This window comes from Citrobacter sp. Cy070 (genome assembly GCF_030332245.1).
GTDB lineage: Bacteria > Pseudomonadota > Gammaproteobacteria > Enterobacterales > Enterobacteriaceae > Citrobacter > Citrobacter youngae.
The window spans coordinates 22,431-34,287 of sequence record NZ_JAOWIG010000074.1 but is presented as its reverse complement, the minus strand read 5'-3'; the positions used below and the strand labels follow the sequence as shown (position 1 = coordinate 34,287).

Here is an 11,857-nt window from a genome sequence, read left to right as displayed (position 1 = left end):
CGCCCTACGGGGCGGTTTTTTTTACCGCACGAACCACCAAACGACAGTTTTTTCCTCGTTAATACTCATAAGACCAATGCAAGTGGGCAATGTCGAAACATAACCTAATCAATCGTTAATATAAGGAGCAGGTAATGGTAACGGTACGCCGCGAGAATGATTCAATGGGTGCGATCGATGTCCCGGCCGATAAACTCTGGGGCGCGCAAACGCAACGATCGCTGGAGCATTTTCGCATTTCAACAGAGAAAATGCCGGTTTCGCTGATCCACGCGTTGGCGCTGACTAAACGGGCCGCTGCGAAGGTTAACCAGGATTTGGGGTTGCTGGCTGCGGAAAAAGCCTCCGCCATCATGCAGGCTGCAGACGAGGTTCTGGCAGACAAACATCGTGATGAGTTTCCGCTGGCTATCTGGCAGACCGGCTCCGGCACGCAAAGCAATATGAATATGAATGAGGTGCTGGCAAACCGGGCCAGCGAATTGTTGGGCGGCGTGCGGGGGATGGAGCGAAAAATACATCCGAACGATGACGTCAACAAAAGCCAAAGTTCAAATGATGTTTTTCCCACGGCAATGCATGTCGCCGCGCTGTTGGCTTTGCGTGAGCATCTGATCCCTCAACTGAATGTGTTGACCACCACGTTACGTGAAAAATCGCATGCCTTCGCCGACATTGTCAAAATCGGCAGAACCCATTTACAGGATGCGACGCCCCTGACGCTGGGTCAGGAAATCTCAGGCTGGGTGGCCATGCTGGAACATAACCTGAAGCATATTGAACATAGTCTGCCACACGTTGCTGAACTGGCGTTGGGCGGTACGGCGGTAGGGACCGGGCTGAACACCCACCCGGAATATGCCGAGCGGGTTGCGGATGAACTGGCTGTGTTGACCTCTGCACCTTTTGTCACCGCGCCGAATAAATTCGAAGCGCTCGCCACCTGCGATGCCCTGGTTCATGCCCACGGCGCGCTCAAAGGCCTGGCTGCATCGCTGATGAAAATCGCCAATGATGTACGCTGGCTGGCATCCGGTCCGCGCTGCGGCATTGGCGAAATTTCTATTCCTGAAAATGAGCCGGGCAGTTCCATCATGCCGGGTAAGGTTAACCCGACACAATGTGAAGCCCTGACTATGCTGTGCTGTCAGGTTATGGGTAACGATGTTGCCGTTAATATCGGCGGGGCGTCAGGGAATTTTGAACTGAACGTCTATCGCCCGATGGTTATCCACAATTTCCTGCAATCGGTTCGCCTGTTGGCTGATGGTATGGAAAGCTTCAACGAACACTGTGCGACAGGGATCGAGCCAAATCGTGAACGCATTGATCAGCTGCTCAACGAATCACTGATGCTGGTAACCGCGCTAAACACCCATATCGGTTACGATAAAGCGGCTGAGATTGCTAAAAAGGCGCATAAAGAAGGACTGACCTTAAAAGCGTCAGCCCTGGCGCTGGGATATTTAACCGAGGTCGAATTCGACAGTTGGGTCCGCCCGGAACTGATGGTCGGTAGCATGCGACCGGGTCGTTAATCCGCTACATACAGGTGCAGCCGTGGGATAATCAGTCTTAACGGTTGTGCCTGAGGTTTAAAACGGTGCTGAACATTGTCAGCATCGTAGTTCAGTAATCCTCCGATATCCGGCACCGTCATGCCGTTTTCGTTATTTACTAGCGCAATTAATGGCGTCGGGCAGGCATATTGAACCTGTTTTTGCTGCCCTTTGTACCAGACTCGGGCGATGGGTTGTACTTTGACCGGGCGTTTGATCTTCAATTTTGCCTGCTGTGGCAGGGCAGCAATGTCCTGGTATTCATGCTCAAGCCTGGCCTGCCACTCTTCGCGTGTCCACGGATGTACGCTGCGTGGTGATGTCAGGCTCTTTTCCAGTTGTTGCAGTACCTCATCACGTGTCAGGTTCTTAATAATATGCTTGTTGGCCCAGCCAAATCGCAGGGTAGCCGGATTTCTGACGACCGTTAGCGTCCGATAGGCGTTCAACGTAATCAGCCCCGGTAGGTGGCGGTGCACCCATTCAAAACGCGCCGCCGATGGCAGACCAGAATCTACGGTGACAATACGCTCAAAGGTGGTTTTAAGCTGATTAATACGTTGTATTTGCTCTTCCAGCACGACTTGTGTGCCGGTATTCACCTGATAGCAGAGTACCCCCGGCAGGCGGACAGCCGCTTTGCTGCTGCGATTCTCGGACTGCTGTTGAATAAACAGGTGGCGAAAGTGGCGTAGTGCCAGGGTTTCCGCCTCTTTACCCAAGTGCTGTTTAACGTCGATGGTTTCCAGTGGCGCGTGTTCTGCCTCTTTCACCACTTCCGGCAACGAGAACACGCGAGCAATTAGCAGCGCCTGCTGTTGCAATTGCCCAGTGAGGTGTGCCAGTTCTTGTTCCATCTGGCGAAAGGTTCCGTTTAAGCGTTCGACAAGATCATAGCGAGACATAGGCTTACCATTTTAGTTACAACATACTTTTTTATAGCACAAGACACTCAACCTGACCACCGAGCGGTGTAGGTCAGGCAGCTGAAAATTCAGGTATGTTATGCCAGACAGGCCAACTGAAGGAGAAGCGGGCACCACCGAGTTCACTTTCACCACAGACCACAGTACCGCCCATAGCCAGAGCAATGGAGTGGACGATGGCGAGGCCAAGTCCGCAGCCACCTGTCGCCCGGTCACGGCTGGGGTCCAGACGAACGAACGGTTCAAAAATCTGCTCGCGCGCAGCTGGCGCGATGCCGGGTCCATCATCTTCGACGATAAGCGTTGCCTGACTCCCATTGAGTTGCAGGCTGGCTTGCACAGTAGACTGGCAGTAACGCAGAGCGTTGTTTAACAAATTATCCAGCACACGCTCCATCAAACGCATATCCAGTGCGCCGTAGTCTCCGATTTGAAGATGGCGCAGGCGTACCGCACGATCGGGATTGACGCTTTGTACATCTTCCAGATGGGTTGTTAGCCACATAGGCAGGTCCGGAACACTGAGTTTTAGCTCATTTTGCGGCCGATCCAGACGAGCATAGGTGAGCAATTCTTCAATTAACGCTTCCAGTTGACCAATATCGCGGTTTAGCGCCTGCGATTCCTGCTCGGTGAGGTTATCGCTCATTTCCAGGCGGTAACGCAATCGCACCAGCGGTGTGCGAAGCTCATGGGCAATACCGTCAATCAGCTGTTTTTTACTGGCAATCAGGGCATTGATATTGTCTGCCATTTGGTTAAACGCCACGCCCAGACGTTCAAAGCTTGATCCGCTGTCAAAGTGCAACCGCTCATTAAGATGCCCTTCACCAAAACGCTGCGCAGCGGCCTCCAGTCTGAGCATCTCTTGCCAGTGTGGGCGCATCCAGATCAGCACAGGGAAGGCCAATGAAATAGCAATGAAGGCCATCAGCGCGACGTCCAGCAAGCGCATCTGGTGCAGGAAATAGAGATAAGGTACCGGGCCGACGGCTAGTACATAGTGGCTTCGCGGAATTCGTTGAATAAAGGTGTACTGATCGTCGAGCGCAACGATATCACCTTCCCGTAAGCGCTGCATGGTGGGAGCATCCAGATGGTATTTATTCAACGGTTCTACGCGAAGATCAAAAGACAGATTTAAATCCATCTCTTTCAGGGTTTTCCCCCAGTCACGCGGCGGGATTTCGCGTAATTCGCTGCGCATCAGATACAACGAGCTTTTCATCAAGTCGTCGAGCGACTGTCTACCCGCACGTTCTGCGGTGAATTTGTACACCAGGCCAACCAGCAGGGTCATCACCAGAAAACAGACAAACAATAAGAGATAAAACTGCACAAACAGCTTTTTCATGAAAAATCACTCAATGTTCAATATGTTAGCTATTGCGCGTTTCCCTCTGGGGCACCAGGGGACACTGTTGTATCCGCTGATGCGCTGGTTCAGAAAGGCTATTTGATCACCATCAAGCGCGTATATCCAGGCAGAGTACACTGTATAAACCATTTCTGCATTCTCATGACCCATCTGATTTGCAATAAACGCAGAGTTGGCTCCAGCGGAGAGCATCCAGCATGCATAAGTATGCCGGGTTTGCTATGGGCGACGGCGGCGCACGCCAGAACGCCTTATGGTTGTGTTCCAGAGTGAGCTTATCGAATTAGCAGTGAATCGCCACAGGTTTAACAGACACCTCAGAGTCATCCTGCGAGATAGCGGGCAACAATGTGGGATTAACCGGGTCTGGCGGCTGATGAAACGTGCCGGGATAAAGGCTCAGGTCGGGTATCGCAGCCCACGAGCGCGTAAAGGTGAAGTCAGTATCGTGACACCCGACAGGCTCCATCGGCAGTTCAACCCGGAAGCTCCGGATGAACATTGGGTAACGGACATAACCTACATCCGAACCCACGAAGGCTGGCTGTATCTGGCCGTCGTTGTTGACCTGTTCTCGTGCAAAGTTATCGGCTGGTCAATGCAACCCCGGATGACAAAAGATATTGTTCTGAATGCGCTTTGATGGCCGTGTGGCGACGTAATCCCCAAAAACTCCTGGTTCATTCTGACCAAGGTAGTCATGGTTACGGATGCGGTGCTGCTTACGGGGCTGTATAGGGGTATATTCATTGCCACTAATGTTTTTTTACGACGAAAAGATATGATTGATTTGGCGTATTATGTGAATGCTATTAAAAGCGGAAAGGAAGTAATTTGTATTCAAGAATCTTGTGAATGCGATGATTTGGCTGAGGTTGAGACTATAACCATGGAATGGAGACATGATAGTGGTGTGGTAATCCGCTGTACTCATGAACTTGAAGCTACACAACATCCCAATGATGTTTGCCCTGAATGTTGGATTTGTTGGGAAGTGATAGATGCGGCAGGGCAGGAAATCAGGCCAATGAAGAAGAATTTTTATAATGTTTGTCAGGAGTCATTCTGGTTGAGTATGAATTGACAGTCTGTACTACATTTCACTTTTTGCAACACTGCAAGCAATCGCTCCTTTTTATGAGATGACGCTCGCGGCCAAAGCAGGTTAGTGAGAAATAAAATGAGCACAGAAGCGGCTATCAAAATCTTCGATCCCGGGATAGCTAAGCTGGAACCACGAGGCGGTAAGTCGTCCATCCACTGGGATGATAGGTGGACGATCGAAGTGGCGATATTTAGTACAGGCATCTCGCAGTAATAGCTATTGTGAAGCTCATCTGCGGATAGGTTTGATAGTGGAAATGAGTTATCAATGATTTTGACAAAACATCCAGAGGATAAGAATTATCATCTTCGGTAACTGGTTGGATAAAATATTATAATCTTTCTCGGTTAGATAGTGCTTCAACAGGTGATGATTTATAGTCTTATTTAACATGAAATTAACTTTGTATGACGTGTATAATATTTTGATGTGAATAAATTGACCGATATTGCCATTATGAAATTCGCTTAGGTGGGGCGGTTAGTAAAAAACCCGCACCCATAGCTAAAATTACCTAAAAGATAATTGAGTAGAATGTGTTTGCGGTGAATCCCCCTAAGCGGTGGGGCATAAACAGCAAAGTGTAATTAATTTTACATGGTCCAAAATTGGTGCGAGTCACGGAGGCTGTCCAAAGACTCACCGGGAGGCACCCGGCACCATACTCAATTAGCCCCGACTCCCCTGCCGGGGCTTTTTCATACCTGTTTTCTGCAAATTCCATAATTAGCCGTCAACCAGTGAAGAATACTGCTATAGCATTTGCTTACATGACTCTCAATTGCTCTGCATTAACCGCCCATACTGAAAATACTTGGCACACCGAATCCACGTCGGCGAACGATAACGCGTTAAGCGTGTTTCTATTGCTGCCAACATAAACGAGACCGCAAGCCCCAGTGCCTGTATTAATGCTGATAGTAGTATGAGTGAACAGCAGAGTGCGACAATCTACGAAATGATTAAAAGGCCGGGGGATGGACATCATCATCCCCGGTAACCGGTTGGCAAGCTGTTGTTGTTTTCTCCAGATTAGAGAGTGGACTGATAGCTGTGATTACACAATATGATTTAACATGAAATTAACTCATCATTAGTATATCTAATATTTTTATTATGAATATATTGGTAGTCAAAAAATTGAATGCGGCCTGTAAAATAGTGGTTATTGCCCTGCATAGACGTTGAGCAATGATTATTTGGTGATGTTATGCCGAAAATGGACTGGGAAAATCTGGAGCAGGAATTCCAGCGTGCGCAGGTATATTAAAACGCGCAAGAGTGCGCAGAAAAAGAAACCAGAAGCCAGTTGTAGTGGCACAGTAAATTTGGCCACCTGATTAAAAGTGATATTCTCACCACTACCTAAAACAGGTGGCTTAATGAACAAGAAAACTAAGCGTACTTTCACCCCTGAGTTCAGGCTGGCATGTGCACAGCTGATTGTTGATAAGGGCTACTCAATCGACAAGCCAGTGAAGCAATGAATGTCGGTTCTACCACGCTTGAAAGTTGGGTTCGTTAGCTCAGGCGAGAGCGTCAGGAGGAACAGAATACGATATTAAAAAAGGCTACCGCACTCTTGATGTCCGACTCACTGAACGGTTCACGATAGCCGCCAGACTGAGTGACAGCCACACGGTTGTAAGCCTTTGTTCCGCACTGGAAATACACCGTAGCAGTTACCGGTACTGGCGAGAAGGCGAAAACGACGCGATACTGTCAATCCGGCGCGAGTGAGGCTGTACAGCTAAGTACGCCGGCGTGGAACCGGACAGGGGCGCGCACTCTGGCTGAAATGCTGACCCAGAATGGCATTCCGATATTACACTGTATCCACTATTTCTGCATTGCCATCCTCCGCTCGGCGCTTTGGCATGTATGACGTATAATGCGGCTTTGATGCATTCTGATCTATTCCACACAACTAATAAAATGAACCTCAATCGTTTCTGTTACTTGCTACTGATTTTGGCTGCGTCAGGCAGTATATTCACCCCACATCCCTTGGTCATGTGGTGCCTGCTTGTTAATGTTTTGACGCTGGTGATTTACGGCGCAGATAAAATGGCGGCGCGTAAGGCCTGGCGCAGAGTGCCAGAATCCACTTTGCTGGTGTTTGGCGTGGTGGGCGGGTGGCCTGGCGCGATTGCGGGCCAACAACTTTTTCGTCATAAAACACAAAAACAGCCATTCAAAACCTATTTCATAATCAGTATTTTATTGAGTGTTTCAGCGATGGCAGCTGTTTATTGGCTCTTAGCATTTTCATCTTCCTGAGCATCAATCACGAGTATCAAAAACAGCGGAGACAGGATGATATGAAGATCTATATTATCGACCAGAATGGCGATTTAGCCTTACAAAATGGTCGCAGTATTGTTGTTGAGTTTGCTGATGGCAAATCGCTTGAACTGGCTGGTAGCCCACAACCGTTACCGGAGGGAATCCCTGACGGGATCCATATTTGGGGCGGCAGAATTCCGTATCAAACGTCAGAAGAAGTGAAGACCTCGCAACTGGATTTCAAACCGGTAGCGGCCAATGGCATGATTGTTTCACCGCTCCCGATCAAAGAATCTGATTCCTGTGTAACAGAGATGTTTATTGCAGATGATGACGGTTCCCTGCAACCGCTAAAAGGGAGCAGGGTGGTTATTGCGCTTGAAAATGGCAAAACCCTGGAGTTCATGGAACATTATGCCAACAATGGGCTGCTGGTTTGGGGAGGACGAGAGCCCGATTCGCAACTTCCTTTTGAAGAAGTTAAGCAAAGAACCGAGAGTCTTGGAGTGTATCTACTGGCAGGCAACGTTGTTCATGTATTTCCCTATAAAGTGGAGTAACAATATGGTTTATCGCCTCAAGGCTCAATCAAATAAGAGGCCGCATTGGATAAATCTGTAGTCAATGGCTGGCTCAGCCGATGGGGACTCACTCCTGATGGCGAACAGATTGCAACGCACACATCGCAGCTTTTGCCCGTTACCGTTATTAAAAATGGACAAAAAGCGATACTCAAACTCACCACCGATGATAGTGAACGAAATGGCGGCGAGCTGATGGTTTGGTGGAGCGGGAATGGCGCAGCGAGAGTGCTTGCTCATGCTGATGGCGCGATTCTGTTAGAACGAGCGACAGGGTCAAGTTCTTTAGCTGACATGTCCCGCTCTGGCAAAGATGCGCAGGTTTGTCGCATTATTTGCCATACTGCCAGCCGTCTCCATCTCCCGCAAAATACGTCTACACCCGCGCTAACGCCGCTACATCATTGGTTTGGCGATCTTGCCCCTGCGGCGAAAATCTATGGTGGAGTTATGACGCGCTGTGCAGAGATCGCAAACGAATTGTTCTCATCTCCTCAGAATGAGGTCGTATTGCATGGTGACTTACACCACGGCAATGTCCTCGATTTTGGCCCGGCAGGCTGGCTGGCAATTGATCCCAAGGGACTACTGGGTGAGCTAGGGTTTGATTACGCCAATATATTCACGAATCCTGACCTTGCCGATCCCTGTGTTGCTATCGCGACAGACCCAAACATTTTTAAGCAACGCGTGCAACTTGTCGCTGAGATAGCCGGGATTGAACGACAGCGACTGCTGATGTGGATAGCCGCATGGTGTGGTTTATCTTCTGCATGGTTTCTGGAGGATGGGGAAAATGCGGCGATAACCTTGCGTGTCGCGGAGTTAGCGATTGCTGAACTGGACGAAGAGAGCAGGCAACTTTGATCTAAGACACTGGGCTGGTAATTCTTAAACGTTATCATTAGGCTGGTAAACGTTTTATTAATCTATCAGTGAACGGCGGTGATGTTGTGTTGTTTATTACAAAACGAGTGGGCCGGAAATAATGACTTCGTTGTATTCATTAATAAAAAAACGGCCAAACCTCATATTGCTGGTGGTTTTTCTCATCGGAGCAAACATAGTCGCCTGGCTTTGGGCATTAACCGCGTTTAGTCATAATACGTCACTTCTGGCGCTGAGCCTGATCGCGTGGTGTTATGGTTTGCGTCATGCAGTCGATGCCGATCATATTGCTGCCATAGATAGTGCGACGCGAAAGCTCATGCAGCAAAAGAAACGCGCACTGACGACGGGGGCATGGTTTTCTCTGGGACACTCCACCATCGTTGTGCTGGCAAGCATTGGTATTGCTCTGACCACCAGCGTATTTAAGCAACATATGGTATGGTTTCAGAATATTGGTGGAATTATCGGAACCACCGTTTCTGCCGCATTTCTGCTGATTCTGGCTACCATCAACCTCATCATTTTCTGTCAGGTCTGGAAGGCGTTCCGCCATCTGAAACGTACCGGTATTTATGATCTCTCCACGGAAGATGTCACGGTTTCAGGTCCGCTGAATTGGCTATTCCGCTCAGCCTTCAGGTTGGTTGGGAAAGACTGGCACATGTATTTTGTTGGTTTCTTATTTGGCCTGGGCTTTGACACCGCGACTGAAATCTCGTTATTGGGCATATCGGCTTCAAGCGCCTCCAACGGGATGTCTGTCTGGTCCATTTTAGTCTTCCCGGCGCTGTTTACCTGCGGTATGGCGCTGATTGACTGCCTCGACAGTATTCTGATGGTTGAGGCCTACGGTTGGGCATTCAATAAGCCGCAGCGTAAGCTGTATTACAATATGACCATTACCGGAACCTCAGTGATTGTGGCGCTGTTTATCGGTGGACTGGAGGGGTTGGGCCTGCTGTCTGATGCTTTTTCGTTACAGGGCGGGCTGTGGGACACGGTCAGTAACTTAAGTGACCACATGGGCAACGTCGGGTTTGTCATTATTGGCGTTTTTATTGCCTGTTGGATTATTTCCGCGTTGAACTACCGCTGGAAAAAATATGACGGTCTGACGTTCAGTTGAGGTAGAAAATCGGTATGCAACTCAACGTGACGCTGTCACGTTGAGTTGCATTCACGCGATAGGTTATGCGCCTCATCCGGTGGGTTATTTCTGAGATTCGTCGTCCCAGGCGTGCGGCGCGAACAAATAACCTTTGTTGCGTACCGTTTTGATTCGATAGGGTTCAGTCGCGTTATCGAGCAGTTTTTTACGTAACCGGGAAATTGCGACATCGACACTGCGGTCCATACCGTCGTAACTTACGCCGCGCAGATTCTTCAGCAACGCATCACGGTCCATAATCTGCCCGGCATGGGTTGCCAGTTCCCAAAGTAACTCAAAATCCGCCGTAGAGAGGGCGACCAGCTCACCGCCGAGCAGCACAGACCTATTCGTTGGGTCAATGGTCAGTGCGCCAAAACGCAGAGTGGTGTGCGGGGTGATGGTGGCAGCCTGAATCCCTTTAGCCTGGGCTGAATGTTCGTTTTGGCGTAAATGCAGGCGCAGGCGAGCCAGCAGTACTGCCGGTGGTGTGGTTTTCAGGATATAGTCGCAGGCACCCATTTCGAGAGCCAGAATATGGTTCATGTCACTGTCCAGCGAAGTCAGCAGGACAATTGGACCTTGCCAGCGCCCACGCAAATCACGGCAAATAGTCATACCGTCCTTACCTGGAAGCATAATATCTAACAACACCAGATCGGGTTGCACTTGCAGAATTTTCTCTTCGGCCAAATCACCACGAGGTTCAACGATAACCTCAATATCATGCCGGGCCAGATAGGCCGCAATCAGCGAACCTACTTCGGGATCATCTTCAACAAATACGATGGTGTTCATATCATTCATTTTGAATATAAAACGCCAACATACACCGCCATCGTTTTTCCTTCCATTAATCTTTTCTAAACGAGAACGCTTCCGTTATGCTAGAGGCTGATGTTATTGATGTGTTAAGGCAAAACGATGGGGCTCGTAGTAAAAGCGGCGCTGGGTGCGCTGGTAGTGGTGCTGATTGGTTTACTGGCTAAAACAAAGAATTACTATATTGCCGGATTAATTCCGTTGTTCCCAACCTTTGCGTTGATTGCCCACTATATTGTGGCCAGTGAACGTGGGATCGAGGCGCTGCGTACAACGATTGTATTCAGCATGTGGTCGATTATTCCCTATTTTGTCTACCTCATTTCACTGTGGTACTTCACCGGTTTTATGCGTTTACCCGTCGCGCTCATTGGCTCGGTAGTCTGCTGGAGCCTGAGCGCGTGGTTGCTGATCTTTTGTTGGATAAAACTGCACTAGCGCAGGTGGCGACCACCGTCAACGGCAAAGCTACGGCCGGTGACAAAGCAGCTGGTAAACAGGTAGTCTATTAAATCAATGACTTCTTTTTCACCGGGCGCGGTTTTCATCAACGATTTATTCAGCGCCTGCTGACGATATTCTGCATCGTCACCCTCGTTAAACAGGATTAGCGAGGGGGCGATTGCGTTAACTTTCACTTCCGGGGCCAGTTTGCGGGCAAATGAGCGGGTCATATTATCCAGAGCAGCTTTACTGGCAGCATAGGCAATATGCTTGTCGCTGCCACGCTCTACGACGTAATCAGTAAAATGGATAATATCGCTGGCCGCATGCCCATGTCCGCGCAGCAGGCCTTCCAGCGCGTGATTAAGCAGGTAAGGGGTATTCACGTGGATCTGCATCATGCTGGACAGCACCTCAGAAAGCGGCAGCCCCGGTTTTTCGGCAAGCCAGGCGCTGGCATTATGCACAATAGCGCGTAAACCTTCGGTACGGGCTTTCACTTCCCTGGCAAAATCGAGGACGCCTTCGTCGGTCGCGAAGTCAGCCTGAATACATTGTGCCCCCGCCTCTTGCAGGCCATCAATCGCCGGGTAGTGTGTCCGGTAACTGACGATCACCGGCTGCTTTTGATTCAGAAAATGCCACGCGATGGCGAGACCGATACGACGGCCCCCTCCGGTGATAAGTATTGGCAAAGCGGGCTTTTTACCCATCGAGA

The 11,857-nt window shown here is 49.5% G+C and carries 11 protein-coding genes and 2 pseudogenes; 9 read left to right on the top strand and 4 right to left on the bottom strand.

What is annotated here, in order from left to right:
- Positions 1-134 precede the first annotated feature (134 nt).
- A complete protein-coding gene (gene fumC / locus OGY19_RS14415) occupies positions 135-1,538 on the top strand; it encodes a class II fumarate hydratase (protein WP_048211737.1) in 1,404 nt (467 codons plus the stop codon).
- On the opposite strand, the gene tus is transcribed toward fumC, so the two are convergent.
- Positions 1,535-2,464 carry a DNA replication terminus site-binding protein gene (gene tus / locus OGY19_RS14410; RefSeq protein ID WP_048211736.1) on the bottom strand — a complete coding sequence of 310 codons (930 nt, stop codon included), beginning with the start codon at positions 2,462-2,464 and terminating at the stop codon, positions 1,535-1,537. The genes fumC and tus overlap by 4 nt on opposite strands.
- A 73-nt stretch (positions 2,465-2,537) precedes the next feature.
- On the bottom strand, positions 2,538-3,839 hold the full coding sequence (rstB, locus tag OGY19_RS14405) for a two-component system sensor histidine kinase RstB (RefSeq protein ID WP_048211735.1): 1,302 nt from the start codon (positions 3,837-3,839) through the stop codon (positions 2,538-2,540).
- 334 nt (positions 3,840-4,173) lie between these two features.
- On the opposite strand from rstB, the pseudogene OGY19_RS14395 reads away from it, so the two are divergent.
- The 7 genes and pseudogenes from OGY19_RS14395 to OGY19_RS14365 form a co-directional block, all read left to right on the top strand.
- Positions 4,174-4,562, top strand: a pseudogene (locus tag OGY19_RS14395) (DDE-type integrase/transposase/recombinase); the annotation flags it as partial.
- Position 4,563: 1 nt separating this feature from the next.
- A complete protein-coding gene (locus tag OGY19_RS14390) occupies positions 4,564-4,947 on the top strand; it encodes a hypothetical protein (protein ID WP_233471409.1) in 384 nt (127 codons plus the stop codon).
- A 1,367-nt stretch (positions 4,948-6,314) separates the two neighbouring features.
- Positions 6,315-6,793 (top strand): annotated as a pseudogene (locus OGY19_RS14385) (transposase); the annotation flags it as partial.
- A 110-nt stretch (positions 6,794-6,903) separates the two neighbouring features.
- The gene (locus OGY19_RS14380) at positions 6,904-7,248 is read left to right on the top strand and encodes a DUF1294 domain-containing protein (RefSeq protein WP_061068825.1); all 345 of its coding nucleotides are present in this window, start codon (positions 6,904-6,906) and stop codon (positions 7,246-7,248) included.
- Between the two features lie 41 nt (positions 7,249-7,289).
- On the top strand, positions 7,290-7,814 hold the full coding sequence (locus OGY19_RS14375; RefSeq protein ID WP_048211733.1) for a hypothetical protein: 525 nt from the start codon (positions 7,290-7,292) through the stop codon (positions 7,812-7,814).
- A gap of 45 nt (positions 7,815-7,859) precedes the next feature.
- On the top strand, positions 7,860-8,702 hold the full coding sequence (locus OGY19_RS14370) for an aminoglycoside phosphotransferase family protein (RefSeq protein ID WP_115602080.1): 843 nt from the start codon (positions 7,860-7,862) through the stop codon (positions 8,700-8,702).
- Positions 8,703-8,823: 121 nt separating this feature from the next.
- Positions 8,824-9,852 (top strand): HoxN/HupN/NixA family nickel/cobalt transporter, encoded by a 1,029-nt coding sequence (locus tag OGY19_RS14365; protein ID WP_061067865.1) that lies wholly within the window; start codon positions 8,824-8,826, stop codon positions 9,850-9,852.
- Positions 9,853-9,936: 84 nt separating this feature from the next.
- On the opposite strand, the gene rstA is transcribed toward OGY19_RS14365, so the two are convergent.
- On the bottom strand, positions 9,937-10,671 hold the full coding sequence (gene rstA / locus OGY19_RS14360; protein ID WP_162926026.1) for a two-component system response regulator RstA: 735 nt from the start codon (positions 10,669-10,671) through the stop codon (positions 9,937-9,939).
- A 126-nt stretch (positions 10,672-10,797) separates the two neighbouring features.
- Here rstA and OGY19_RS14355 point away from each other — a divergent pair, with 126 nt between their 5' ends.
- Positions 10,798-11,133, top strand: coding sequence for a GlpM family protein (locus OGY19_RS14355; RefSeq protein WP_005121178.1), 336 nt, complete (start codon positions 10,798-10,800; stop codon positions 11,131-11,133).
- On the opposite strand, the gene folM is transcribed toward OGY19_RS14355, so the two are convergent.
- A complete protein-coding gene (gene folM / locus OGY19_RS14350) occupies positions 11,130-11,852 on the bottom strand; it encodes a dihydromonapterin reductase (RefSeq protein WP_061067866.1) in 723 nt (240 codons plus the stop codon). The genes OGY19_RS14355 and folM overlap by 4 nt on opposite strands.
- Between the last annotated feature and the right edge of the window lie 5 nt (positions 11,853-11,857).

What these genes read in the sequence shown, in the direction of transcription:
- tus (WP_048211736.1), bottom strand. Translation starts at nt 2,464, where the DNA reads ATGTCTCGCTATGATCTTGTCGAACGCTTAAACGGAACCTTTCGCCAG.
- OGY19_RS14365 (WP_061067865.1), top strand. Translation starts at nt 8,824, where the DNA reads ATGACTTCGTTGTATTCATTAATAAAAAAACGGCCAAACCTCATATTG.
- OGY19_RS14355 (WP_005121178.1), top strand. Translation starts at nt 10,798, where the DNA reads ATGGGGCTCGTAGTAAAAGCGGCGCTGGGTGCGCTGGTAGTGGTGCTG.
- rstA (WP_162926026.1), bottom strand. Translation starts at nt 10,671, where the DNA reads ATGAACACCATCGTATTTGTTGAAGATGATCCCGAAGTAGGTTCGCTG.
- OGY19_RS14380 (WP_061068825.1), top strand. Translation starts at nt 6,904, where the DNA reads ATGAACCTCAATCGTTTCTGTTACTTGCTACTGATTTTGGCTGCGTCA.
- rstB (WP_048211735.1), bottom strand. Translation starts at nt 3,839, where the DNA reads ATGAAAAAGCTGTTTGTGCAGTTTTATCTCTTATTGTTTGTCTGTTTT.
- fumC (WP_048211737.1), top strand. Translation starts at nt 135, where the DNA reads ATGGTAACGGTACGCCGCGAGAATGATTCAATGGGTGCGATCGATGTC.
- OGY19_RS14375 (WP_048211733.1), top strand. Translation starts at nt 7,290, where the DNA reads ATGAAGATCTATATTATCGACCAGAATGGCGATTTAGCCTTACAAAAT.
- OGY19_RS14390 (WP_233471409.1), top strand. Translation starts at nt 4,564, where the DNA reads ATGGTTACGGATGCGGTGCTGCTTACGGGGCTGTATAGGGGTATATTC.
- folM (WP_061067866.1), bottom strand. Translation starts at nt 11,852, where the DNA reads ATGGGTAAAAAGCCCGCTTTGCCAATACTTATCACCGGAGGGGGCCGT.